We start from the raw sequence: 26,454 nt of genomic DNA on the forward strand, positions 1-26,454 counted from the left end.
TATTAAAATAAAATATATTATTAAAGGTTATGTATTTATTTTGTAAATTTTTTTTAATCTTTTATTTGGTTAATATTTCGCAATTTCTTTTGATGTATTCTTGGGTTGCTTTTTTCTGCTGCAGAGATTTCCAAGAATCGAAAGTGTGTATATTCCAGTCGGGCTTCGGAAGAGTTTCTTGAATTGATTTATTGGTACTCGCCCAAATTGCACCCACTATGATGTCTATGGTCAGTCCAAGTTCATAAATTTCAAAAATTCTTATGAACTCGCCTTTTTCTTTTTCTGATAATTCATCACTAACAGCAGCTGATAGGCCAGTTCTAAGGTTCGAAACTCCATTCAGAAGAAATTGGGTATAATTATCCTTTTCAAGAACAGAGGATAGAGCCGAGCACTCTAATTGTGCAAGCCCCCGCTTTACTTGCAATAGAGGACTGGAATGGGATTCTACGGTAGAGAATACAAGCAAAAGAATGAAAAAGTATCTTGAAGTCATTATTGCCTACATATCGCGCCAAGTTGATTTTGGGCAATTATGACGTTTTCAGTTGTGAGTGTGTTGTCCTGAATTTTGATTGAACATTAATTCCTTTGTTCATAGTGGTATACTAGTGAATCTTGGTATTGTGCGGTCAAAATAGCTTGGATCATGACAGTAAGCAAAATCTCATTAAGGAGATATCGTCTAAATGCGCGTTGACGAATATGTTTATGGCGGTAATGAAATTTGCGTGTATTAGCTAGTGAATAGCAATCTAAGATGGATGGAGCTTTTGTGAGGGGGCAGATACACAAAAAGCCGCAGAGTTGCGGCTATTAAGTCATTTGCTTCAAACAGATTATGAGTGGTTCCAGCAGCAGGGATAGAACTCCTGCGCCGACCCTTAATACGCATGGGGAAGGGGGACTTGAATGTTGTCCCGCCACCTCAACCCAATTGTTTCCGATTATCTTCGTCTCTGCCGTGTCTGGCCTGTTTAACCAACCGCGCGTTGGAATGACGTTGCCCTGTCCGTAGCTCCGGGCTCACAGGAAAGAGCTTTGTTTCACGTCAACGGCTGAAGCGATGAAGAGGGAGGGGCCATGCTGTTTGCGCCTACAGCAGCCCCTGCATGGTGCGCGCGATGTCAGGCGCACATTTGGAACTGGCCCGGTTCTATTTGCAGCGGCAATGCGTTTGGCACAGACTCTTTTTGCGTTTCCAATCCATAAATCTGGCAGAGAGCGCGGAAAACGCCGGAGTGTGAGACCACCAGCGGCCTGTCAGTGTCGCCAATCAGCGAAATCGAGGCGCGAACGCGCTCCACAAAGGCGTCAAAAGGTTCTGCTGAGGGAGGGCTGTCGTAAAAGCTCGGTCTGAGCACAGCGCTTTTGCCCTGATAGACCCCCCAGTTGCGCTCCGCCAAGCCCGGCAGTACGGATACAGGGAGGCGGGAAAGGCCAGGGACGGCCAGCTGCATCGTTTGCTGGCAGCGCTTGAGCGGGCTGCGCCAGACTGACGTGACATTGTAGCGTTCGATTTGTTCCCGGACCGCAAATGCTTGTTGTTTGCCAGTCCGGTTCAGCGCGACATTTGCTTGCCCCATGGTTAAACCGAGGGCATTCCAATCGGTTTCTCCGTGCCGCAGGAAGAATAGTTGGGTGGGAATATTTCTTGTCATTTTTGGTTTCAACTTTGGGCCAGAATGGAAAGCAGTTCACCCTGCAACAGCGTTGCCGTGTCCTCATCGCAGAAGGCGGGCAAACAGTGCTCGGCTTGCGTCTCTTTGAGCAGGCTCTTGGTTTGTGAAATAGAGGGATGGACGGGCCAGACAGAACGCTTCCCGCGCCCAGACCGCAGCAGGCCATGGGCGAAACTTCCCTCTGTAAGATGCCCTGTAAAAAAGACGGTGCCGTTTTGTTCGAGTGTCTTGAGCGCGAGGGTCTGCGCGTCGGAGCCTGTGAGCATGGCGTCGTCCAACAGGTGTATCGAGGCGTCCTGACTGTCTTGCTCCAGCAGGGCTTGGAGGCGGCTGTAAGCTTCGGGCCAGAGGACTTGCCGGTCCGACAGCATTTGCTGGAAGGCCTCCCGCGTTCTTGGGCAAAGGGTGGCGCGCATGCCCGCTTGATGCAGCGCCAATGCGATTTCAACGCTTCGCCCTTGTGCTGGTGCGGGAAGCAAGACCGGGGCCGTTTGGTGTCTTAGGGCGTCAATCACAGCGCGCCGGGCGTTCTGCGGCCTCGCTTCCAGTCCATAAGACGCATCCAGTATGACGGACTTGGCCGCTGGTGGCTGCTGGTAGCGGAAAACCTCGCTATCAGGCAGGATGTCGCCGCAATAAAGCAGGCTTTCTTCGCCCGCAGAAAGGTGAATCCACACCCCGCCGGGGGCATGGCCATTGGCGCCGGTCTGGATGTGCAAACCACCAACGCTGATCTCTCCCGCCAGTGGTAGCTCCATGGCCTTTATGCCAAGTGTCGAGGCCACAAACCGGGTTGCGTAAACATCAGGATCGCCCAGTGCGGACCTCATGGAGAGTGCGCCTACATGATCGCCATGCTGATGCGATATTAAAATCGCATCAACGTTTCCGATCGCCGCGAGATCAGGTTGCGAGGTGCGCGTGCGTCCGCAATCAAGCAACACGCGCCTGCCTTGGTGTTCGATCACGAAGGCGGCTGCCTCCTTGTACCCAAAGCCAGAGCTGAGGGAGTGCACGACATGCATTCTTCAGGACCCTTTGATCAAGTGACGCAGTTCGCCATAGCGCTTTACGGCTTCCAGAGCCTCGTTTCCGAGAGACTTGGTTGCCGCAAGGACCAGCGCTGATATCAGCGCGGTGGGCACAACCAGCGTCTGTGCTTCAATGGCCGCGCTTCGCGGAACAGTCAGCGTAACGTTGGGTATGGTTTCATCAAAAGGAACGCTGGTGTCCGTGATCAGCAGCACCTGGAAGCCAGCGTTGCGGGCGACGGCCATGGCACGCACCAAGACCTCTGGCATTCGTGTAACGGCCACTGCGACAAAGGCGTCCCCGCTGTTTGCACTCGCAAGATGCTTGGCAATTTCTCGTGGATTGAGCGGGATGCTTTCTGCAACCATACCCACGCGCCCGAGCCGATCGGTCAGCACATCTGCGAGAAACCCGCTGCTCCCTTCACCGCAGGCGAGGGTTCTTTGAGCTCCGTTGAGTATATGTGCTGCCGCTTCAAGATCCGCTTCGCTGATCATTGTTTGCAGTTCAGCAAGGGCATTGGTTTCGCGCTTCACCAAGTCCGATAGCACTTGGCCGACTGGCAAGTTGCCAAGACGTTCGCGCAGGCGTTCTTCTGGTTCATTTGCCCGAAAGACCTCCGAGTGAATTTGGGCGCGGAGTTCGGGGTATCCGTCAAATCCCAGTTTGTGGGCCAATCTCACAAGGCTGGAACGATGCACGCCAACCTCCTTTGCCAAGGCGGCCACTGACAGCATGGCGGCCTTCATGGGCTCAGCTTCAACTGCTGCCACAATTTTCTGCTCTGTGGCGGTGAGACTGCCGGAGGTCGGCGTAAGGGTTCGAATAATGCTCATGTGGGCCTGATATCAGCTTTGCTCAGTTCTTGCAACAGTTGTTGCGGGATTATGAATTTTTTGCAACACATGTTGCAAGAGGGCGGCAGCTCTGACATATGAGGAAGCGCCCGGCTGCCGGGTGAGTCCACACCAAGGAGATACTCCTATGATTCAGAAGTTGTTTAGCAAGACCTGTGCGGCGGCGCTTGTTGTCGCCAGCGTCACCACCGCCGAGGCGGCAGATCTCGTGCTCTATACCTCGCAGCCTACTGCGCAGATGGAATCCGTTCTGGAACTGTTCAACGAACAGCACCCGGACATCTCGGTCGACGTGTATCGCTCTGGCACCACAGAGGTTCTGAACAAGCTTCAGGCGGAAATTGCTGGCGGCAACCCGCAGCCCGACGTTCTGTTGATCGCTGATAGTGTGGCGATGGAGCAGCTCAAAGCGCAGGACGTGTTGCAGCCCTATCCTGAAGCGGATGTTTCTGCCCTGCCTGCCGGCCAGTATGATCCGGAAGGGTACTGGTTCGGGACCAAGATGATTACAACTGGAATTATCTACAACACGCGGATGGATGTTCCCAAGCCGACGTCCTGGCAAGACCTTCTGGCGCCAGCGGCCGAGAACCAGGTCATCATGCCATCTCCACTTTATTCCGGCGCGGCCTTGGCGCACGTAGGAACGGTTACACAGCAACAGGGTATGGGCTGGGACTACTACGAAGCGCTGGCAGCGAACGGCGCAATCGCAGGCAAGGGGAACGGCTCCGTTCGCGATGCGGTCAGCCGAGGTGAAAAAGCCTACGGTATCATCATCGACTACATGGCTTTCGGTCAGAAGTTGAAGGGTTCGCCAGTGGATTTCGTCTTCCCTGAGGAAGGTGTGAGCGTGATCAATCAGCCTGTTGCCATCCTTGCCTCTGCGAAGAATGTCGAGGCGGCCAAAGCCTTTGTCGATTTTCAGCTGAGCCAGCAGGCATCAGAACACGCCGTAACACAGAACTACTTCCCGATCCGTGCGGGCATTTCTGCTCCTGAAGGATACCCAGACCCTGCGTCTTTGAAAATCATGCCGCTTGACGCCTCTGAGCTGATGCAGTCCACAGATGATCTGAAACGCACCTTTGCCGAATTGTTCGGGGGATAACCGTGGTGCAGTCCAGCAACACACAATGGGCGCGCGTTCCACGCGCGCTCACCAACGGCGCAATGGGCAGTAAGGTTTTACTGGCAGGCCTATCCCTCTATGTTGTGGGCCTGTGCGTAGTACCGTTGTTACTCCTGTTTGCCGAAATCGGTACAACCGGGCTGCCGACTGTTGCGGAAGTAATGGCTGCGCCAAGTACCCGTCTGGCCGCCTATCGAACGGTCGAAGCGAGCCTGGGAGCCACTGCGGTTTCGCTCGTTCTTGGAGGATATCTGGCGCTTGTGCTTGGCGCAGCGCGGCCCGCTGGGCGCGCTTGTTTGACGTTCCTGGTGCTGGTCCCCATGCTTGTTCCGGCCCAGATTGCCGCCCTCGCGTGGCTCGAGCTGACCGGTCCGTCCTCCGTTATTCTTGGAGCGATTGGCCTTGCGCCTGAGCCGGGCACACGCAACCCGCTTTATTCGCGGGAAGGCATTATACTGCTCATGGGTATTGAGCACATGCCGATCGTTTTCTTGGCCGTACGCGCGGGCCTTCGGTCGATACCCAACGATCTTCTGGAAGCTGGCAACCTTGCGGGCGCTGGCAGTATGCGCTCCCTTTGGCGGATCGTGTTCCCTCTGCTGCGGCCGAGTTTTCTCGCAGGCGGCGCCTTGGCCTTTGCTGCGGCGGTGGGGAATTTCGGCATTCCTGCTTTGCTGGGCATTCCGGGGCGGTACACGATGCTGACGGCTCTGATCTATCAACGGCTGTCCGGGTTCGGCCCTTCTGTTCTTGGTGAGGTGGCCGTGTTGTCCCTCTTGCTGGCATTGATTGCGGTGATTGCTCTTACCGCTCAGGGCTTTGCACAGGCTCGCGCGCGCGTCGTTTTGTCCGGGCAGGGCATGCCGGTGCAGTTCAAGGTGTCGCAGCGGACAAGGATTGCGCTTACGGTCAGTGTGCTGCTTCTTTTGATCCCTGCATCTGTGCTGCCTGTGTTTGCACTGATGGGTACATCCGTTGTAAAGGCCCTTGGTCTGCCTTTGACCTTGGAGACAATGACGATTTCGCATTACGCAGATGTGCTGTCAAATTCAACGGCCCGGCGCGCCTTTGTCAATTCGGCATGGCTTTCTGCAGCATCCGCGGTCCTGAGCATGTTGATCGCTGTTCCGTTGGCTTGGATGATGCTCAACCGCCGCAACCGGCTGGCCCGGGTGCTCAATCGGTGCGCCGACTTGCCATATGCACTGCCGGGTGTTGTGATCTCGATTGCCTTCATTCTGGCGTTTCTGCGGCCCATCCCCGTGCTGGGCATTGGTCTCTACGGGACTGGTTGGCTGATCCTTCTTGCCTATCTTGCGCGCTTTCTGGCGCTGAGTCTTCGTCCAGTCACGGCGGCGTTCGAAGCCATGGATCCTGCATTGGACGAGGCTGCGCGCATCGCTGGCGCGGGACCTGTGGTGCGCATGCGGCGCATCCTCTTGCCTTCGGTTGCACCTGCCGCCGGTGCCGGGGTGCTCCTTGTTGTGTTGTCCGCCTATAACGAACTGACCGTCTCAGCCCTGTTGTGGAGCCGCGGAAATGAGACCGTCGGGGTGCTTGTGTTCAACCTGTATGATGAGGGCAACGCGACAGGCGCCGCCGCCGCATCAGTCTTGGCCGTTGCCGTAACATTCGCTGCCGCCGCACTTGCGACTGCGATCGCGCGCTGGCTACCCAAAGGAGTTCTGCCATGGCAGGCCTGAAAATTTCCAATGTTCGCAAATCCTTCGGTGAAAAGCTCGTTTTGAACAATGTGTCCATGCACGTGGAGCCCGGAGAGTTTGTGGCCCTGCTTGGCCCATCAGGTTGCGGCAAGTCCACATTGCTCCGGCTGATTGCTGGCTTTGAGGGGCTCGACGGCGGTGAAATTCACCTGAACGGGGCAGCGGTTTCTACCGCACGGACCCATGTGCCAACCGAGCGGCGTGGGCTGGGCATGGTGTTTCAATCCTATGCGTTGTGGCCACATATGTCGGTCTGGGACAATGTCGCATTTGCACTCGACGTGGACCGTGTCCCCGCCGCGGAGAAACGAAAACGTGTCGATCAGGCACTGGAGTCCGTTGGCTTGCAGGACTACACGCAGCGCCAGCCTGCGGAGCTTTCGGGTGGACAGCGCCAGCGGGTTGCCTTGGCGCGGACCCTGGCGGCCCGCAATTCGGTTATTCTGCTTGATGAGCCGCTTGCCAACCTTGATGCCAATCTTCGCGAAACCATGCAGGACGAGTTCCGCAGAATTCATCGGGAGACCGGCGCTACAATGATCTTCGTAACCCACGATCAGTCGGAGGCGCTGGCTCTGGCAGACAGGGTCGCCGTGATGATGGACGGGGATCTTCGGCAAATTGACACACCGCGACATCTCTACAACAGGCCGATTGACGTTGATGTTGCTCGGTTCATCGGTCGCGGCTCCGTCTTGCCGGTGGTTTGCTTGGAAGCTGGCACAGGGACCGCCCAGGTCGCCTTCGGGGGCGGAAATTTCACTGTTCATGCACCGCAAGGTTCTGCCTCCGGTCCGGCTGAGGTCTGCCTGAGGCCGGAGAACTGCCTGATTGCCGAAGAGACCGGATCATCGATAAAAGCGCGGGTTGTATCGGCCCGGTATACCGGCCCAAATACCTTGGTTTCGGTCGAGCTCTGTGATGGTGAACCGTGCAATCTGTTGGCGACCTGTCCTGCAGAAGTCCCAGTAAGCCCAGGCGACGAGGTGTTTGTGCAGATTAAAGAAGGTTGGATGCTGCCCATGCAAGAACGCTCAGCTGTAACGGCGAGTATATAAGAGTATTGGCGACCTTAGAACAGGCATCGGTCCAGGCACATCCCTGATAGTGGATCGCAGTTTCAAAGCTGCGCTCCATCACGGGGCCATCGAACCTGATTTTGCTGCCTCGTATCCTTTGACAGTGCCTAGCGAATTAAACGCAAAGGCTGCGCAAGGCAACCCGGCCTGAGAGTGACTGAAAAGTCGCTGGAAAGGGCAGCAGGACACGCCAGCCGACGCAGCGTTCGCCCCGTTACGGCCGGGCGCTTTCTTGAGGGAGGCTAGATACACAAAAAGCCGCAGGGTTGCGGCCTTTAAGTCATTGACTTTAATGAAGTAAAGCGTGGTGCCGGCAGCAGGGATCGAACCCGCGACCCCCTGATTACAAGTCTGAAAACAAAGGGTTTTTTCTGTTTCCTCTCTTTTCCTTGAGTTTCTGTTTCCCTAATAATTAAGGGGTGTTAGCGCGACCAGTTGATACCTACGTTCCTGAAGCTTCCTGCAAGCGTGCTTACTGGGTGATTACTGGGTGCTTACTGGAGCAGCGCTAAAAACCAACAAGAAGAAGCTCAATGCGCATATCAAAGTCGGTTGCAGATGGTGTCCGGCCTGAGAAGAAAGACACCTATTTATGGGACAGTCACCTAAGGGGCTTTGGCCTTAAAACGACGCCAACAGGCCACAAGACATACCTCATACAGTACAGGCTGGGTGGGCGGAACGGCAGAACGCGCCGTTTCACCATTGGCACCCACGGGAAGATAACCGCAGACCAGGCGCGCAAGGAAGCCAAGAGGCTGCTGGGGGAGGTTTCCGCAGGCCGTGATCCTATGAGTGCGCGCGATGAACAAAGGCGCTGCAAACCCCTCTACGAGGTTCTGGATGAGTTCCTTACGCAGCATGTGGCGATCAATTTGAAGCCTAGGTCACAAGAGCATTACAGCCGCAGCATCAGGCTTCATATCAAACCAACCCTTAGAAACGTTCCGATTACAGAAGTTGATCGCGCTCAAATAGCCCATGTGCACCATCAGTTGAACAAAACGCCCTATGAGGCCAATCGAACACTTGCTGTTCTGTCCAAGTTCTTCAACTGGTGCGAGGCGGTTGGTTATCGAAATGACGGAAGCAACCCGTGCAAGCACATCTCAAAATATAAGGAACATCGCAGAGAGCGTTTTCTTTCCGCTGCCGAACTGGCGCGCTTGGGCGAGGCGATTTCAAAAGCCGAGACGCAGGGGCTGGCGAATGAGAAGGGCTGGGTATGGCACCCAAGCCCGCACGTGATAGCTGCCGTTCGGCTGCTCATCATGACGGGCGCACGCCTTTCTGAGGTGCTGACTTTGAAATGGGAGTTCGTTGACTTCGAGAAGATGCAGGCCCGCTTGCCCGACTCCAAGACTGGAGCCAAAACCCTCTACCTTAATGCCCCTGCCATGTCGGTTCTGGCGGAGGTGCCAAGGCTCCACGGCAACCCCTATGTCATCTGTGGAGACGGGGGAACGGGCCGCCTGATCAACCTGCAAAAGCCTTGGCGGAAAATACGCGGTGAGGCAGGGCTTGAAGATGTCCGCATCCATGACCTGCGCCATACCTTCGCGTCTTTTGCCGTGGCTCAAGGGATGTCCTTGCCGATGATTGGGAAGTTGCTGGGCCACTCTCAACCGGCAACAACCGCCCGGTACGCTCATCTTTCAAATGACCCGGCGCAACAAGCGAGTGAGGAAACATCAAGAGCCTTGACACTTCATTTCTATCCCGAAAAACAAAGAAACGAGTGAGGTAAAGACCATGCCAAGGGAGCATAACCCGATAGAAGGACTTCTTGGTGGGGCGTTGGAGGGATACCGGGAGTTTAAGTCGTCAACCGATTTCAGGTCTGAACTCAGCAAAATCATGCAGGTTCCGCTGAATGACTGCTCTTACAACGCTGTTGTTGAGAGAATTGATAGTTTCTGTTTCGACTGCGCAATTCACGAAAACTCCTCGAGCCTAGCGGAAATAGGAAAAAGGCTGAAACGAATAGAGAAGGCGACTGACAACTTTCGAAAAGTGTTGAGAGAGGAACTGACAGGGTGCTCTGCCGCGGATGGCGACAATGAATCTCAATGCGTTGTCTATGGGCAGCGCCTAGCATTTGATATGTTGATTAGTACCTATTTGGATACGGGGACAGAAAAAAATCTCTGTCTGAATCAATTGTATAAAGATGTGTCAAGATTATCGCGGGCGGTTAGACGTAGCCAATCTGAATTAAATAATCCGGCTTACGAGCACAACGTCCAAAATGCCTTTGATGGTTTGATTTATGAGCTTGTTTCTGTATCCGAACGTGAAGGTTTCCCGGTAAGCAGCCGCAAGGATGATGGCTCAAGTGGCAAAGCTTCCCCGTTTGTAGAGCTTGTGTGGTGTTGTCTGCATGCTGCCAAAGAGGGCCGTGGTGTTGCAAGGTTCCTGCATTCAAAAGGTGGTTTGGCAAATCGGGTTTCCACCTCACTGAAAAGGCTTCGCGAGAAGAAGGCGGGCCTAAAAAATCAGATTTGATGAAATTTTAAAACCCGGGACTCTCCAAGTACCATCAAGTACTCAGTTTCCCTGCAAGGCGTTTAGAACTGTAGACGAATACTTGGAGATCAAGATGTACAATGGAAGCTCTAAGCTTTTGAATGTCGAGCAGGCGGCAAAATACCTTAGCCTATCGACATCCACACTGGCGAAAATGCGCTTGTCGGGTGAAAGCCCGAAGTTTGTAAAAATGGGCAGGCGGGTAGCCTACAGGCAAGAAGACTTGGATGCCTGGATCGAACAACGGTTGAAGCAAACAACCTGATATTTTTGACTTGAGCCCCAGCGCGGGCGTGGGGCTCAAGACCTTCACTCTACTCATCGTTGTTTAATGGACGCGAAAGACCGCTTTCGTGAACGGCGGAGCTATGCCGTTTTTCCAAGAAGAGCGCGGAAGGAAGAACAGAATGAGACGTAGCGAGCAGCTGCTTGTCAGCTTCACAGATGTTCATGGTGCTTACCGTGAGCACGAACTTTCTGGCGATGCCGCAGGTCTGCTGTACAGGCTTGCCGAGGCTGGGCAAAAGGGGGTTGGGGAGGAGCACTTTCCCAAAGGTCGATTGGGAGAACTGGTTGGTTTGCTGAGCAGCAAATACCTGATCGACATCGAGCAAGTGCCTCAGGGGTTTGGGGGCGTGTTTGCTGACGCTTCACCCCGATACATCGTCAGAACAGATATCAACCTGATTAGCAGGATTACAATCGAACGAGAGGAGCGAGCCGATGCCTAGGAGGAAATTGCTCAATGGACGCAACAAGGACGAAGGACAGTATATGCTGCTGCCCTACGCCTTGGTTCAACACCCAAATTGGAGGCGGCTGCGACCTGCCTCTGTCAAACTGCTCATTGAACTGAGAAGCCGATACAACGGCTTCAACAATGGACGGCTGCATATTAGCCTAGAGGAAGGGGCCAAGCTACTGGGAATGTCCAAGTCCACGGTTCAACGGGCCTTCCAACAGCTCGAGCGCCACGGTCTAATTACCATGACGAAGCGTGGGCATTGGTATTCGCGAAGTGCTACCGAATGGGCGGTGACCTTTGAGCGAACCGAAGACAAACTTGCCAGCCGCCTCTACCAAAAGCCGGGGTTCAAACTGGAGTTAAAAACAGAACGCGGTACCGAGGTGAACTTACAGGCCGGGTCCAAGGGACCGAATGAGAACCATTCGACCCTCGATTGATCCAAATGGATACCCGTCAGGCCATCAATAGTGTGTGGTCTTCGGTTCTCAGATGGGTCTCTGTTATCAGCCAGATCGAAGGCGCTAGCCGAGAGCATGGCTGATAACTCTGCTTAACAAAACAGAACACCCCATTCCTCTTTCTGCAGCATTAAGCCCGTTAAGCGATTGGGGTTCATGATGGCGCGCACAGAAACGGAAATGGGTTTTACAAACACCAGAAAACACTCAAATAGTGCGCTGCGCCGTGCCCGCCGACAGACCTTGCTGGAAAGAACCTATAGGGCAGGGGCTTCGGCCCGACTGGGCATCGGTATGGAGATATGAGCGATTTGGTTGATGCTACTGGGAAGTTTACATACCCTTGGTAGTCTAATCCTGTGGAGCCAAGCTAAGTGTGATTTCTGAGAAGCTTGTTCTCTTGGTTTTTAAGAGTTGAGTTTCAGAAACGGTGAGCTTCCCCGCCACGAGTTTTATTTGAAATCGTTGCTTTTTATGCTGCCATTCGGCTGCTGCAAATTGGATCACGGTTTGGTATCCCAAACATGCTTGGATGACTTCGGGAGGTGTGGTGGCTTTCCCTCGGCAAGTCGATCCTGCAGGAACTTCTCTGCCTCTTCCCTAGGGCATTTCCAAGCTTCGAGTTCGGCTTTGAGGCGGTAGAAGATAGGGGCGTAGACATCGCCATACTCCAAAACCACCCAGGCCATGAAGGTGACCGCATTCTCTAATCTTTCGCGGGTGACGGGACCTTTAGGTGTGCGCTGTTTCTTTTTCATTGCTACTCCACTGCATTGAAATGAAAAGTAGTAAGCCATTTTGAAACACCCGGGCTCTAGCTCGTAGGTTGCGTAGGGCGAGTACTTGTTCGTCGTTTTGTATTTCTGTCGCGAATACTGTCGAATATTTTTCTTGAATCGGTTTCAGTCCAATTTTTCAATTTTAGAAATTATTAAAGGAGGAACTGAGAGCTTGCCATCCCCTAGAAGCCCTTAAGATGTCTCCCAGCCCCTTCCGTTCCTGAGAGGCGATATGAACCTCGGTGGCTTCATAGTGAGCTTTGCAGGAGTTGGGTTATTGCACCACCCGTCCTCAGAGGAAATCTGTGTGAAGGGCCGGCAGGTAGTACGGTTTCGGAGGATGGAATTGCTTGTGCGCTCTCGCTTGGGCTTCGGTGCGTCAGGGAGATGTAGTTGTTCCAGCGCATGTCGGGGCATGCCACCTTCAACGGTATGAAGCAAAACGCCATCGGAAATCAGCGGATAAGGGGCACTTCTTATCCGCTGACTTTTTCGTCCAGCCCTTTGTTTGAGCTACAACTTGCGATCTTCACGAAGCCATGCTGTTTCAGACAGTTCGGGCAACATCTCAGGAGCGGGAGTAAGGGCGTGCTAAAGGTCTTGTGGGTCGCTGACGGCCATTTTGCAAAGCCTATCGATGAGTTGGCGTGTGCGTTATCGCTTACTGCCCAGAAACTAGATTTGCATGTCAAATGCTATTCATTGGGGGCTTTATTCTCGAAAACCTTCGACCTGTGCCATTCAAGAAAGAACCTATGCTGATCGGTTAGTAGCAGCGGTTTATTGAAACGAAGACTTTCTTTCGCGGCAGTATCTAGTTGCTTTGAAAATGTTGGATACCCGTCATTGCTGAACGTTACGAGACCACTATCAAATGCCGCATCCCAAAAAGCGGATAGAAGTAAGCCATTATAAATACTGAGCCGTTCGTCGTCGTGTTTGCAGTCACTCCATGGTTTAATGTGCGAAGCTCTAAGGAGTGACTGGTTTGCGATTCCGGTTAGGGGGCATCGGCCCTGCCAGTACTCGATCAAACGTTGGCGGAAAATATTTTGTCCAACACGTTGAACCACCAGCCGTTCCGCCTCGGTGTTTCTTGGCAAATTTTTTGTTTCATTGATGAACTCCTGAAGCGGTGCGTCTGGGAGGCTTGCGGCTAGCTCGTAAACTCTCGGCATCACGCCATAAAGCTGTGCCAGCGAGGCAAACTGGAACCGTGCGAGGCCCGGTCCTGCTGCATCGGACGCTTCAATCCCGATCTCTGCAATAACTCCGGCGTGATCCAGGGCGAGGAACCACGCGCCGGAACTGTCCCGAGCCAGCCAAATTGAACCCTGCGCTGTTGTCGAGCTGTAGTTTCGCCATCCACCGGTCTCACCATGGTTCCGGCGATAGCCATTCCGGAATGCAAGCTGTTCGCACTCGTGGCAGGTCACGAAGGATTGGGGCGTTTCAATTACAACCATGGTCAACCGTCCAATTGATCCAGCAGTCTGGCCCTCATGTCCTCTAGCGAGGGCATCACGTCCTTCTCGCGAACCAGCATGCGCACCTCGTTTTCGAAGTGCTCGAGGAAGATGGAGAAGACGGCTCCCTCGTCGTCTTCAGCCGCTGATGCCATGAAGGCGTCTACCAACTCGTCAGCCAGTTCGGACAGATTAGCCTTAGGGTCGATGAGTGCGTCGCAGCCGTTGGCAATGAGATCCATCGCCTCGTCTCTGTCAGACAGGATGGACCAAACCATACCCGAGCCGTCGACTTCGTAACTGATAACGTCTCCGCGGTCAGGGCCAATCAGGTCGAGCGTGCGGCGTGACGCACGGGTATTCACCTCGTCGTGGACGAGCGACACAATCCCATCCATCCAGATGCTACCGAGGGATTCCTCCTCGTCGCAATCGATGTCCTCTTCGTATGCTCGCGCGCTCAGGAAAGTCTGGGCGTGTTTCGGCAGTTTCTCAACTTCGGAAAGGATCACCGCGCGCACAACGTCGTCGAAAGCGTCTGAGAACGAGCCGAGGTTGACATCATCCCAGCCAATGTTGTCATCGAACGGCCCCTCCTGCAGCGACCAGCAGTATTCATCCCAGAGGTGACGAGCCGCGACATCGCCAAAGATTCCATTGGCCGGTTGGGAGCGCAGATCGGCGATAACTGAACTTGCGATTAGTTTAATCCCGGCGCGGGCAAAGTCCTCCGCCGCAGATTGAAGCCTGGCCAAGCCGTCTCGGCTGACCTCAATAGTATCCTCGTCCATCGCCTACATCCCCATTTCGGTAAATTCGCCGTTCGCTTCCATCCGGTCCCAGGCGGCGAGGACGAGGCGGCGGGTGCGGTATTCGCCGTGCTGGCGGATTTCCTTTTCCTTGAGGACGCGGAAGGTTTCCGAGGGGTAGTCGGGGCCCTTCACGTCGGCGGGGTCGAGGATGTAGCGCAGCTCGTCGCGGGTCAGGCCGTAGGCGCGGGCGTAGAAGGCGTCGAGATCGGCGCGCAGGTGGGTGCGGCGGTTCTCGTCCCACGCGAAGGGCGGGCCGTCATGCCCCAGATCGCGGGCGAAGGGGGCGAGGCTGTGCGAGGTGTAGGTGAGTTCCAGCACCTTCGGGGTGATGAAGGCGAGGCGGGATTCGGTGTAGAATTCTGGTGGAAGAATGGGGAACTGAAATAAGAGGTATAGATTAAGATTTGCCCCGCCCAATTTCTGCCGCGCAGCGAAATCGACGACCAAAGATGCGCAGTTTGCTGCAAGGCTAGCTATCTTGCGAGGGTCCATCTCCTTCGGAAGGATCCAGATTGGAAAGCTATTTCCAACGGCTACCATCGGAATTATACACGAAATGAAGGTTCTCTCATCCGTAGCTCTCGCAAGCCCACGATGCCCAAAAAGCCAATCGTGGTGCCAGTCGGTGGACACGAGTCTTGAAACAACCTCACTTTTTGGCACCCAATAGCGAGGCAAGGGGTCAAAACTATCGTTTATTTTTTCGTTTTGCGTTACATCATGAGATTTTGTGCCATCCGGCATGTATCCGGCCCAGCGATGGTCATAGAGATGAACCATCTTAGCTTCGTAGAGCGGCAAATAATCTTTTTCAGCGTAGTCGTTTTTTACCGCACCGTTTTCAGAACAGACCACTTCCTCTTGGATATGTGGATCGGGGTCCTTGCTGATGAAACTGTCTTTTTCGAGATCACAAGCAGATTTGAACCAATCAGAGTCTTCGGTCATATGCCAAATGCGCGTATAGACTCTAACGCTCCAAGGATTGCCGTCCTTCTTATTTCCCTCGTCGATCAAAACAGGCGCGTTGCGATAGATCTTTGCAGTCAGTTCGGCATCTAAGCGAGAGCGGAATACTGGAACCGTCTTGGTATTTGGGTTGATAGCCGCTATCTGCTCAGGACTTAAAGTGAAATTGCGCTCGGGTTCAGCTAGCTGTGCAGGTTCAGTCAAAAAGAACGCAAAATGCGCCTCAGGTTCATCCCGACCAATGCTGAGTAAGCAAAACTTGTAGCTTCGATGTACGGCTTGGAAAATCGGCGCGGAGTTCTCGAAATCGATTAAGCTCGCAAGCCTCTTTGCCTCAACCAAATGCGCAAAGAACGGTGCAGTGGTCGCATCAGTTGCCACGCCGGTCGGTACAATTACTCCAGCACGCTGGCGCGCTAGATTGGAGAAGAGTTCGGCGAACAAAGCATAAGTATTTACGTCACCTCGACCCGCAAGTGCAAAACGACCGCCGTCCTCTCCCGAAAGACGGGCGAATTCACTGCTCGCGTCGGCCTCACGCTTTGCCGCAATGAAGGCATTGTGGAGAGTTCTTTCGGGGCTACCTTCTGGCGCTGCGGCCAATGATCTTATTAGCTTGTCGCGAGCCGTCTTGTTGGCAGCACTCGCAATGTCGGGGGAAAGGGTAGCAAAAAATTCTTGCTCCTGAAGCTTAACCCGTTCCCACGGCGGGTTTCCTAGAACCACGTCAAACCCGCCGCGCTGCATCACATCGGGGAACTCCAGCGGCCAGTGGAAAGCCCGCGCACGGCGCGCTGCCTTGGGCGCGTCCACCATCGCCTGCCGCATCTTGCCCTGATTGAGGGCCATCCACAGCTCCTCGGTCGTCGGCACGGTGCGGGCCGACGCCCCCGCAGGAGCCCCGCCGACCTTGGGCAGCACGAAGGCTGCGACATAGAGGTCCGAGGCCGTCTTCGCGCGGACAAAGGTCCGCCCCTTACGCAGTTCCTTGAACCGCTTGGCCTTGGCGCCGATCTGCTCGACCGTATCCTCGGGCAGGTCGCGGAAGCCCGAGAAATCCAGCGCCAGCGGCTTCACCTCGGGCATGGACGCCTGACCGGTGCCGAAGTCGAACCCGCCTTGGCCCGCAGTCGCGTCGCGATTGGCCTTGAGGTAGTATTTCGCGGTTTCCTTGTCGTCGCCGGTCAGCGGCTTATAGGCAGCATCGGGAATGCCGTCCTCCAGCACCTGCAAGTCAAAAACCCCCAGCAGCGCGTCGCCGCAGCGGATCTGCGCGTCGAAAAAGCCGAGGGGAAGGCCCGGGTCCACCGTCTCGATCCAGAGCGCGACCTTGGTCAGCTCCACCGCCATCGGGTTGCGATCCACCCCGTGGATGCAGCAGCGCGCAACATCGCGCAGGGCATGGCGGAAATCGGCGAGCGAGGGCGTGCCGCCATGATCTTGGGTGGCCCGGATGCGCGCAAGCCGCGTGGCGATGCGGCGGGCGGCGGCCAGCAGGAAGTGGCCCGAACCGCAGGCGGGGTCGATGACCGAGAGTTTCAGCAGCGCCTTGGCGGGATCGTCCGCCTCGGCCTCGGTCTTGTCGAGCACGGGGTCGAGCGCGGTGTCGAGCAGCGCCTGGACGAGGCTGTCGGGCGTGTAGTAGGAGCCGGTGGTCTTGCGCTGGTTGCCCTTCTGCTCGGCCGCCTCGGAGGCGAAGACCAGCGTCTTGCCATCATCGCCGAGCTGGGGCTGCAGTTCGAGGAGGGACTCGTAGACCGAGCCCAGTTCCTCGGTCTCCATCGCACGCCAGTTAACGGGGACCATGCCGGTTTTGTCCGAGAGCCAGGAGAGGCGGTAGAGCGCCTCCATGAAGGCCTTGTTGCGCAGGCGGGCGGTTTCAAAATGAGGCAAACGGTCGTCGGCAAAGAGGCCACCAAGCGCCGGGAGGGCGAGTGCTGGCTGGCCATTGGCGAGCGCCTTGAAGACGATCTTGACGCCTTCGTAGCGGTCGTGGTGCTTGTCCCAAGTCGCGGCGCGGTAGCATTGCTTTCGGAGCGCTGCGAGGCTGTAGCCTTCGGCGTAGAGCGCGCGGGCCTCCGCCTTCGATTTCGCCGGGTGTAGGAGGTTCCGATCCTCGGCGACCATCAGGAAGATCAGCCGGTAGACGAGGCGGAGGAGTTCGTTGAACCAGGTGGTGAGGTTCACCTCGCCCGATTTCAGTTTGGCCGCGAGCTCTGGGTTGGCTTCGAGGAAGCCCGAGCCCAGAACCTTGAGCGCGATCTGGACCTGGTCTGCCAGGCGGTCACGCGCGGCCTCGCCCTCGCGGGAGCCTGCCTCGCGCCAGCGCTCCAACGGGCAGTCGGTGGCCGGGGTGTCGGCGGCGCCGAAACGGGTCCGGTGTATCAGGAGCCAGAGCGCGGCGAAGGACGCGATGTCGTCGTTGGTGAACATCTGCGCCAAATCGGCCTCGATATAGGCCGGGCGGGTCAGAGAGGCATTGTCGCGCATGAGGCGCAACTGCATTCCGTTGGTCACGATGCCCCAGAGAGCCTCGTCCCGATCATTCAGGTAGTCCTGAAGGGCGAAGGCTGGAGAGCGCGACCTGTCCGTCGAGAGCGTCGGGCTGCGACGGTCAAGCAGTTCGGACGGGGGGACGACCACAACGGGTACACGGTCGGACGCGATCAGAGCGATCGGTGCCGCTGCTAGGGCGAGGTCGGAATACCCGAAGGTTTCCTTGAAGAAGTCGGCAATGAAACGCGTGGTTGCTGCGGCCGAGGGGTGCTCAATCTTTGCAAAGGCGTCGAAATGCGATTGGCCCACGCGGAAGGCGGTGGCGATTTCCTCGCGGATCTGGAGACCTTTGCGAACCCCGTATTCCTCGGGGGATTGCTCGGTTGCCTGGCGCTGATCGATCTTGGCGATCATCGCAGGCGCGATCAGGTTGCCTTCGAGGCCTAGCGACGGCCACGCGGTCATATCGGTGATTGGTTTGCGGGCCATGATTACACCTCCCCCGGAACAAGAACGAAGAGGCCGATGACGTCTGGGGGAATGATCGGGTCGACACTGACACGCGACGCAGAACCGGCTGCGGCACGAAGACGGGCGTGGTCTTCAACCAGCTCCGCGGCACGCTGTTGCACGAAATCGGCAATCGGGCCGCCCAGCAGGTCAGGAAGGGCCGCCTTCGCCGTATTGATCATCCGGTCGCGGGCGACAGGCGCAAGATCAGCAGTCGCGGGAGAGGCAAGCAGCGCGTGCGCCTCGCTGCCAGAGGCGATTACCGAATTGCTGTCAAGGGCAACGAGGGCGGCTTCCTCTGCCAGCAGAAGGCGTTCACGCCGCGCATGGACGGTAAGCTTGTAACGAATGCGCAAGAGAGCGACACGCGTCATCTGAGTGACGGCGGCACTCGGCCAGGCCCCGACACGGCCGATGCCCAGATCCGGCAGTGCTTCGGTGTCGAGAGAGGCTTCAAGCAGGCTTTCTGCCAGGGACGATGTCAGCGGATGGGTTCTGGTCAGAAGTGAAGCGCCTGATGGCACCGGTTCCTGCGTGGCCAGTTTCACAGAGCCTTTCAGCCCACGCTGCTCCAGCTTTTCCTTGAGGCTATCCTGAAGGGCATGCACGTGGGCGAACTGCAGTACTTTCTTCTTCTCGAGAGGCACCCCGAACCGAGACATCGCGCGCTCGAGAAATTCGAGCGTTTCCGCTGGCGATCCAAGCAGGGACTTCACCTTGTCCCATTCAGGAGCGACCTCACTTGGCTTCATGGCGTTTTGTGCAAACCGGGCGCGTGACCGCTTTTCATTCTCGCTTGCGTCGCGCCAGCGGGTCTCCATCACCTGGATGCCGTCGCCGATTTGCAGGTCCAGCGTTAGCTGCTTGTGATTGCCACCGTCACGGCGGAGCATCATCGCGGCCATCAATGCATCGGTTACTGGTCCACGCTCATCAGGGAGTGGGACTGTAACACCGGTTGCTTCCCGGATGTCCTTAGCTTTACGAAGGATGACATCTAGTACAGCACCGTCGATCGCGCTGTCGGGCGAGAACATCATAATTGAACGAACGAGTTCTGCAGGCTGGCCGAAACGATCCACGCGTCCTTCGCGTTGTTGATGCCGTGTGGGGTTCCAGCAAAGGTCATAATGGACCACAGTATCGAATACTTGCTGCAGGTTGATACCCTCGGACAAACAGTCCGTTGCGACGAGAATGCGCTGATCCCCGTCACCACCATCCTCGGGCGCCATTTCCGCGACGCGATCACGACGTTCGTCCGGCGTCAATTCACCTGTCACGGCCTGCACATTCAGTTTGGGGAAGGCCTTCCGAAGCCCTTTTTTTACATGTTCCGCAGTGGCGAGGTAGCGGCAGAAGACGACGGGGTTGGCGCCGTTTTTGATCAAGGGCTTGAGAGCCTTGATGAGGGCGTTCAGCTTGGGATCTTCGGCGGTCAGAAGTTCGCAGGCCTTGTCGAGCAGCCCTTGGAGAGCGGGATCATTTGAGAACACAGTGTTTGGCTCAATGTCCACGGCGTCTTCATCATCGCCATCTTCGTCGTAAATCTGCGGCTCGATGCGGTCGTCTTCATTGGAAGCCCGGTTTCGCAACGCGCTCATTGCGGCTGCGGGTGATGATCCGACACAGCGCATCAGCGCTAGAGTGCCCCAGAAGGCGAGACGGCGATCCTTCTGCGCATCTCCGGCCCGAGATACGACCGAGAAACAGTAATCAAGTACGGCCTCTTGGAAGGATCGATGCTCGGCGTTCAGGCGATACGAATATTCGGTGGTCTCGTGCTTGGGGAACGAGCGGTTCTCATCCCAGTCGCCCTCGATCAGGTCGACGCGCCGGCGCTGAACAAAGTGCCTGACAAGGCGCTCGCGGTATTTCTGGTTGTCGAAGTTGACGGTCCCGAATTCCGTGTCGATCAGCGACAGAAGCCGAGCGAACGCATCTTCATCTCCGGAGTGCGGCGTGGCTGTCAGCAGGATCAACCGACGCTCAGGATCGCGCGCAAGGCCTTGGAGCAGGTCGAAACGCTGCTGCTTTCCCTTGTGCGTCCCGACGCAGGCGTGTGCCTCATCAACGATAACGAAATCCGGGCAGGCCCTGGCGAACCCATCCCGACGCTTCTCGGCTTTGATGTAGTCAAGGCTGACCACCGTGAACGGATAGGCATCGAAAAGGGTCTGCGCCAATGGGAGGTTGCGCTCCAGACGCGCCGCAGTCCCGGAGGTGACGGCAACGGCATCGATCCCGAAGCGATCCTTCAGTTCTGTGATCCACTGGTCCACGAGGTGCGGAGGACAGAGAACCGAAAACGCATCGACCTCTCCGCGATCCATGAGTTCACGGAGGATCAGACCAGCTTCAATGGTTTTGCCGATGCCAACGTCGTCGGCAATCAACAGCCGCGGGACCTGAAGCCGAAGGGCCATGAGAAGCGGGACCAGCTGGTACGCCCGAGGCTCAAACGCAAGCTGTGCAGCGGATCGGAAAGGGCCCGCCCCTCGACGGAGGGTCAATCGCAACGCGTCGGCGAGAAGCGCCGCCTTAGATTGCACAGTTGGACGAGCATCTTCCGGTAGATCGAAGCGAGCAGCCTCAACCGTTGTCAGCTCAAGTTCCGGAGCGAGAACAATGATGTCGTTTTCATTGCCCGAAAGAGGGCGCAGGGCAAGCAAACCCTCGCCGGGTGCTGGCAAAGTAACCCATTCACGGCCGCGTGCTCTGACGAGATCTCCAGGGGTGAAATCAATGGTCATATCAACCTTCAAAATTCTTGATGAAGCCATCTGGCAGCCCCTCGGACGGAGCCGAAGGCAGACCAAACACGACCCAGCCTTTGTTCAGCGCGTCCGCCTCAGCTTCTGCCGTCAGGTTTGCGGTCGTCGCGGCAACCGCGTATGCGCGCCAAACAAACTCAAAATCACGTCCACCAAAGCTTGCGGGCATCGTATCGACGGGGGGAATGCCTGCCGCGCTGAACTCCTCAAGCCATGGTGATGGCATGGTTCTGGCGGCCGGTTTTTCAGCAAGGGAAATCTGGCCGCGTGCAAGATTGATCAGGAATTGCGCCACTTCCGGGCTCGAGCTGTCGATCAGCTCATGATCCGGTTGGTTGAAGTAGGAGAGCAGGCAACGGTAGCAGCCACGATGGCAATTTCCGTCTTTCTTCTTCAGCAGATCCGCATCACCAGCAGCAATCGCAGCATCCACATTCTCGAAGTGCATCAGACCCAGTGCGGTCTTCGCCACCTCGTTGATAGCCTTTCCGTCATCAATCAGGCGCGTGAGTACGCCGGCGCCGCCTTCCGTTGCCTCGTAGGCAAGGATTGCGCGACGGTTGTCCCTCGCGGGCAGCGGTTCACCGAGGATTTCGCCTTCTTCCAACTGGAAAACCACTTCGATTCCGCGCAGCAAAGCATGCTGAACCGTCGCGATTGTCACGGGCTCATACTGCTCCGGCTTTTCGAAGCGGAACAAAAGGGCATTCTTGTTGTCACGGACGATCGGAACAATGCGAACCGGCTTGACCACGTCGGGTGGAATGTCCGTATCACTGTCTTCGCCATCAGATTTTGCCCAGTAACCCGATCTTGGGTCAATATAGAAGCCATACTCTGTTTCAGCCTTGCGACGCTTCAAGCCCTTGTTCAGGCGACTAATTTCTGCGCGGTTGGCATATTGAAGGTCCAGCAGCGAAGTTTCACCGCAGACGAAATTGGCATTGGTCACTTGGGCTCGACCATCTTTTTTCGGCCAAGCGAAGACGGTCTGGATGTCAAAACCCTGCCGAACGCGCTCTTCATCGTTCGCGGTGATACGCTCAGTCGGCGCAGCCTCGACGTTATCAATGCGCAGGGTCTGTTTGATGGCGACCTCGCCCGCCATGTGGTTGTTGCACCCATGGCAGCGCTCGACCTCGCCCTCATGCGAGGCACCACAGTTGGAGCAGATGTAGATATCTTTGGTCACCAATTCCGATCCATCGCCCTGACGCACCTCGGGCGGCAGTTTGGCTTTCATGACCCGATAGGCGCGCCCCTCGTGATAGATCAGACTGCGCGGGCCGAATTCGGAAATGGCCAGGAAGCGGGCTCTGGACAGGAAGGACCCCGTCTTGCCTTCGCCAGGGACAAACGCGTAGAGCGGCAGGCGCGGGAAATTGTAACCAGGCAAGAAGCCCTCAGTCGCCAGATATCGATACGAATAGAAATCGGAGCCATTCGAGGCTTTGCCTTGTTCGAGGATGGCGATCTGATCTTGGGCTTGCATCTGCGCGGCTTTAATCTTGCGCCGGTCGGCTCCCGAGAGCCCAGTGATCTCCGAACGCTTGTTGGCTTCTGCCAATTGCGTTCGGGCAGATCTATAAAGCTCCCGCCAACGGTCGAACGCGCGGTCAAACTCCTTTGGGGCATTCATGGCCGTGTAAAGAACGAACTCGTCTGGATCGTCCATCCAGATCGGGGTTTGCCCTCCGTCGGACGCGAGAATCTGGTTCAAGACACGCGCCATCGGCCCCCGTACCTGCGAAACCAGAGCTGGTTTCGAGATGACCGCCAGAACGTCGTCCTTCAGTGGGAATTTGTCCGCATGAAGGTCCAGAATCTCTGGGATGTCGGGAGAAAGCGCCAGTTTCGCTTCCGCAAGCCACACCGCGTGCAGGTGCGATCGGATCAGCTCTTCATTCGTGATGTCGAGTGCTGGCGGCCGCACGACGCCGGCCACCATATCGTTGCGCCGTTCGAAGAAGTACTGGTCATGCGGAGACCCCGAGGCGCAGTAGGTCACCACAACCGCGGCCTGACCCGATCGGCCGGCACGACCAGCGCGCTGCGCGTAATTCGCCGGCGTAGGCGGTACGTTGCGCAAGTAGACGGCGTTCAAGGCGGAAATATCAACGCCGAGTTCCATGGTCGGAGAGCAAAACAGCGCGGGCAGGAACCGGTCTGACTCGCCGGTCGCCCGAATTTCCGTTCGGTACTCAGACGTTGCAAGATGGTCCATGTCGTCCTGCTCGAAACGGAACCGCCATTCCCGCCATTCCCGCTGCTTCTGCGAAACCTGAGCCGTGTGCTCGCGTCCCTCCAGCCCCCAGTAGGAACTACGCCCGTCGCCAAGGTCACTGGCAATCGCGGTGTAAAGGTCGTGGAAATATCGGTTACCGCGGTGGGTTTCATCATCGAGGGCCGGTCCAGGAACAAGCCGAACCGCAGATGGTGACAGGCGCCAGCCCGTCACATCGCTATCGAGTTCGACAGGCACCAGCAGCCCTTCGTCGCTCAGGAAGGCAAGCATCCCTTCCATGAACTCGTAGTATTCATCCCTGTTCAGCTTTATGCTGAGAACGGACTTCCGGTTCACGAGCCGTGCGATCCGTGAATTGGGACCTGCCCGAAGAAGCGTTTGTTCTTCACGCAGCGTGACGACGTTCTTGCTGCCCGCGCGCAGAACAAGCGAGGACCGCGCTCGCGGATTTTCCTTTTGGTCAATGGCCCAAGGTGCCTGAAGCAGCATTCGGGATTTCTGGGCCACGCCGTCGAGGACAGTCAGGTCCAAGGCTTCGGTCTGAACAGCCAAACCCTCGAGCATCGCGGACAAAATCGCCTTTAGAATTGCCTGCCGCTGTTCGAGGCTGAGGTCTCCCAGCGCTGGATGGATGTCCATGAAGCGCTCGCGATCCTGAGAGATTTCCTCGAGGCCGAGGAAATTCACGTCGATCAGGTTCAGGACAGACAAGCTGGGGTTGGTGAAGCGCCAACCGCGACGCAGGTCCGTCCAGACGCGATGTGCGAGAACCTTTGCGAGCGACCGCTGGGCGTCTTCGCGAATGATGGCACCAGCATTCGAATCCAGGATCCAGTGCTGGCGCGCCTCTTTGTTGGCGGCAGTAAAGCCGAGTGCCTTCACCACCTGCAGGCCGAACTCGTCTTCTGCAAGCCCACCTGAGCCAGCAGAAATGACCGCGCGAAGGATGGCTCCGCGCAACAGGCTCACGAACAGGAAATCATTGAAATGGCCAGACTGCAGGGCTGCATCCTGGCGGTTGTCCGTGAACCCTAGAAGCTTCCGCTTCGTCTCAGGTACGCCGCTATCAGGTTTGTTCATCCACTCCAGGGCGCTGGCTACGAGCAAAGTTGTTGCCGAGCTTCGCCCTTCGCCGGAGAGCCCCGCCAACTTGCTGCGTTCACGCATCCCCTGCGCCGGTTCGTCATGACAGCACAGGCAGAACGCGAACTTCCCCGGGATGAACCAGAAATCGTTTCCGCCCGCTCCGTGGCGACCATCTGCACCCACGACGTAGGACACCGGCATACGCTTCTTGCGATAGCCTCTCAGTCGTTCAATGCCGTTTTTCTCTTCTCGCCAGCTTTCTGGGTAACCCTCAAGCTCGCCTGTGAACTGAAAGTCAGTATCGTTGGGCCTTACCGGACAGAGATACCCTGCAACCTCGTCTTCTTCAGTGTCGAGCGGCGTGTCGTCTATGCTTCTGGGTAGAAAGCGCAAACTCCCATCATCGTCTACCTTGGTCACGACATGGTATTCTTGGCCACAGTTTCGGCAGAACCGCGTGGGGTAGAGGCGGTTTTGTGGGGTTTCGGGGTCCACCAGCTGCCCTTCAAGAAGTATCCGACGCGGACTGGCTGTGAGCGTCGTAAAGACTTCACCGGCACCGGAGATGAAACGGTGGAGTTTGAAGGCGAGAAAGGCCCCATCCTTCGTACCGCCGCGCTCATGCTCCGGCAGGCTTACCCGGGTCAGGAATTTTTCGAGATAGTCTCGGCAGGTTTCGGTATCGACCGCACTGGCCAGAGAAAGCTTTTCTACGGCTTCTTCGAAAGGGATCGGCTTCTTCCTGCGAAGCTCAAGCCCATCGTCCAATCCGAGTTCGAGTTCGGCCCAAACCGAGAGCGGATGACGCCTCAGGGTCTCGTCATCAAGTGTGTCCGGGAGGGGCTGCGTCAGGACCATCTTCAAAGCGCCGAGGACGTGCTCGGTCTTCAGAGCGTCGTCGGTCGCGCGCTGCAAGGACTCATCTATGACTGCGTCTGGACCAATATCGGTGCCAAACAGACGCGACGCCACCCTCGCGACAGCAAGTGCGCGGTTCTCGTCCGATCCCTCGGATGCCATCGTCGCCGAGGTCCCGATGCAGATTGGTTCCTTGTCAGGCGAGCACCTGTCTCGGAGGCGCCGAACGAGGACAGCTACATCGGCACCCTGACGTCCGCGATAGGTGTGGAGTTCGTCGAGAATGATGAACTCGAGACCAGACGCGTTCGAGACGACTTTCGAGTCCAGGTCGTCCTGACGCGTCAGAAGCAATTCTGCCATCATGTAGTTCGTCAGGAGAACATCGGGCGGATTGGCAGCTATGCGCTCACGTTCTTCACGGCTTTCCTGGCCGGTGTACCGTTTGACCACCGGCTTGAGCTCATCGGGCAAACCGGAACCGGCGATGAACTTGTCGATCTCCTTCATCTGGCTATTTGCCAGTGCGTTCATCGGATAGACGATGATTGCCATTGTGCGTCGCGGCTTTCCAGCGCGCCGCGCGCGAATGATTGCATCGACAACCGGCACGAAGAAGCACAGGGATTTCCCCGAACCCGTGCCGGTAGTGACGACATAACTCTTTCCTTGCTTCGCCTTCGCGATGGCCTCAGCTTGGTGCCGGTGAAAGCGAAGAGGTGTGGCACCAAACCGGAAAACTTTGCCCGTGCCGTCGTCGACATCACCCGTGGCTACGAGTTCATCGATCGTCGGCCCCGCCATGAAGCGTGGGTTCAGCGACAAGAGAGCATCTGGCCAGAATTTTCCTGCGTCGTACTGGGCATCGATCTCTGATTTCAGGTCAGTCGCCCGAATAGCGCTGAATGAACGCGAAAAGTGCTCGTAGGCATGGATTAGTTGATGGTCAAAATCAAATGCTTTCATCACTTACCTGCAAAATAAAAAAACAAAATTCTTAACGATATTGCTTTCCATTTTAGAAATGCGTTCTTTTAGCGCCGATATCTCGCTAAAGCTTTAATTGTCTGATTTCGCAAATGTGTTTTGAACATCGCATCCAATTCGTTCTAGAGTATTTGCAATTTCTGGTTAACATTTTGAGTTGTTGCGATTTGAATGATTCACTAGTTCGTCATGATAGAAAGCGTTGATGGAAGTGGTCAAACGCGTTTATGT

At 56.2% G+C, this 26,454-nt stretch carries 18 protein-coding genes; 8 read left to right on the forward strand and 10 right to left on the reverse strand.

What is annotated here, in order from left to right:
• Nucleotides 1-61 precede the first annotated feature (61 nt).
• From PUV47_RS11680 to PUV47_RS11695, 4 genes are all read right to left on the reverse strand, one after another.
• The gene (locus PUV47_RS11680) at nt 62-499 is read right to left on the reverse strand and encodes a hypothetical protein (RefSeq protein ID WP_274218739.1); all 438 of its coding nucleotides are present in this window, start codon (nt 497-499) and stop codon (nt 62-64) included.
• Nucleotides 500-1,130: 631 nt separating this feature from the next.
• Complete coding sequence (locus tag PUV47_RS11685; protein WP_274218740.1) at nt 1,131-1,676, reverse strand: histidine phosphatase family protein; 546 nt, start codon at nt 1,674-1,676, stop codon at nt 1,131-1,133.
• Nucleotides 1,673-2,710: an MBL fold metallo-hydrolase gene (locus PUV47_RS11690; protein ID WP_274218741.1), complete on the reverse strand. Its 1,038-nt coding sequence runs from the start codon at nt 2,708-2,710 to the stop codon at nt 1,673-1,675. The genes PUV47_RS11685 and PUV47_RS11690 overlap by 4 nt, the downstream gene beginning before the upstream one ends.
• A gap of 3 nt (nt 2,711-2,713) precedes the next feature.
• Entirely contained in the window at nt 2,714-3,553 is an 840-nt protein-coding gene (locus PUV47_RS11695) for a MurR/RpiR family transcriptional regulator (RefSeq protein WP_274218742.1), read from the reverse strand.
• A 148-nt stretch (nt 3,554-3,701) separates the two neighbouring features.
• Between PUV47_RS11695 and PUV47_RS11700 the strand changes: the two genes are divergently transcribed.
• From PUV47_RS11700 to PUV47_RS11735, 8 genes are all read left to right on the forward strand, one after another.
• Nucleotides 3,702-4,685, forward strand: coding sequence for an ABC transporter substrate-binding protein (locus tag PUV47_RS11700; protein ID WP_274218743.1), 984 nt, complete (start codon nt 3,702-3,704; stop codon nt 4,683-4,685).
• 2 nt (nt 4,686-4,687) lie between these two features.
• Nucleotides 4,688-6,409 carry an ABC transporter permease gene (locus tag PUV47_RS11705; RefSeq protein WP_274218744.1) on the forward strand — a complete coding sequence of 574 codons (1,722 nt, stop codon included), beginning with the start codon at nt 4,688-4,690 and terminating at the stop codon, nt 6,407-6,409.
• A complete protein-coding gene (locus PUV47_RS11710) occupies nt 6,397-7,488 on the forward strand; it encodes an ABC transporter ATP-binding protein (RefSeq protein ID WP_274218745.1) in 1,092 nt (363 codons plus the stop codon). Before PUV47_RS11705 ends, PUV47_RS11710 begins: the two co-directional genes overlap by 13 nt.
• Nucleotides 7,489-8,042: 554 nt before the next feature.
• Complete coding sequence (locus tag PUV47_RS11715; protein ID WP_274218746.1) at nt 8,043-9,251, forward strand: tyrosine-type recombinase/integrase; 1,209 nt, start codon at nt 8,043-8,045, stop codon at nt 9,249-9,251.
• A 10-nt stretch (nt 9,252-9,261) separates the two neighbouring features.
• Complete coding sequence (locus PUV47_RS11720) at nt 9,262-10,014, forward strand: hypothetical protein (RefSeq protein WP_274218747.1); 753 nt, start codon at nt 9,262-9,264, stop codon at nt 10,012-10,014.
• 94 nt (nt 10,015-10,108) lie between these two features.
• Nucleotides 10,109-10,300, forward strand: coding sequence for a helix-turn-helix transcriptional regulator (locus tag PUV47_RS11725; protein WP_274218748.1), 192 nt, complete (start codon nt 10,109-10,111; stop codon nt 10,298-10,300).
• Between the two features lie 142 nt (nt 10,301-10,442).
• Nucleotides 10,443-10,766: a hypothetical protein gene (locus tag PUV47_RS11730; RefSeq protein ID WP_274218749.1), complete on the forward strand. Its 324-nt coding sequence runs from the start codon at nt 10,443-10,445 to the stop codon at nt 10,764-10,766.
• Nucleotides 10,759-11,220, forward strand: a complete 462-nt coding sequence (locus PUV47_RS11735) for a helix-turn-helix domain-containing protein (protein WP_274218750.1) — start codon at nt 10,759-10,761, stop codon at nt 11,218-11,220. Before PUV47_RS11730 ends, PUV47_RS11735 begins: the two co-directional genes overlap by 8 nt.
• Before the next feature lie 524 nt (nt 11,221-11,744).
• Here the strand turns inward: PUV47_RS11735 and PUV47_RS11740 are convergent.
• The 6 genes from PUV47_RS11740 to PUV47_RS11765 form a co-directional block, all read right to left on the reverse strand.
• Nucleotides 11,745-11,999 (reverse strand): hypothetical protein, encoded by a 255-nt coding sequence (locus tag PUV47_RS11740; RefSeq protein WP_274218751.1) that lies wholly within the window; start codon nt 11,997-11,999, stop codon nt 11,745-11,747.
• A gap of 716 nt (nt 12,000-12,715) precedes the next feature.
• The gene (locus PUV47_RS11745; RefSeq protein WP_274218752.1) at nt 12,716-13,486 is read right to left on the reverse strand and encodes an HNH endonuclease; all 771 of its coding nucleotides are present in this window, start codon (nt 13,484-13,486) and stop codon (nt 12,716-12,718) included.
• A gap of 2 nt (nt 13,487-13,488) precedes the next feature.
• Nucleotides 13,489-14,241: a hypothetical protein gene (locus tag PUV47_RS11750; RefSeq protein ID WP_274218753.1), complete on the reverse strand. Its 753-nt coding sequence runs from the start codon at nt 14,239-14,241 to the stop codon at nt 13,489-13,491.
• Nucleotides 14,242-14,280: 39 nt separating this feature from the next.
• On the reverse strand, nt 14,281-18,252 hold the full coding sequence (locus tag PUV47_RS11755; RefSeq protein ID WP_274218754.1) for an Eco57I restriction-modification methylase domain-containing protein: 3,972 nt from the start codon (nt 18,250-18,252) through the stop codon (nt 14,281-14,283).
• 2 nt (nt 18,253-18,254) lie between these two features.
• The gene (locus PUV47_RS11760) at nt 18,255-21,056 is read right to left on the reverse strand and encodes a DEAD/DEAH box helicase (protein ID WP_274218755.1); all 2,802 of its coding nucleotides are present in this window, start codon (nt 21,054-21,056) and stop codon (nt 18,255-18,257) included.
• Complete coding sequence (locus tag PUV47_RS11765; protein ID WP_274218756.1) at nt 21,028-26,202, reverse strand: DEAD/DEAH box helicase; 5,175 nt, start codon at nt 26,200-26,202, stop codon at nt 21,028-21,030. The genes PUV47_RS11760 and PUV47_RS11765 overlap by 29 nt, the downstream gene beginning before the upstream one ends.
• Nucleotides 26,203-26,454 lie beyond the last annotated feature (252 nt).

This window comes from Pseudovibrio exalbescens, assembly GCF_028737195.1.
Lineage (GTDB): Bacteria > Pseudomonadota > Alphaproteobacteria > Rhizobiales > Stappiaceae > Pseudovibrio > Pseudovibrio zosterae.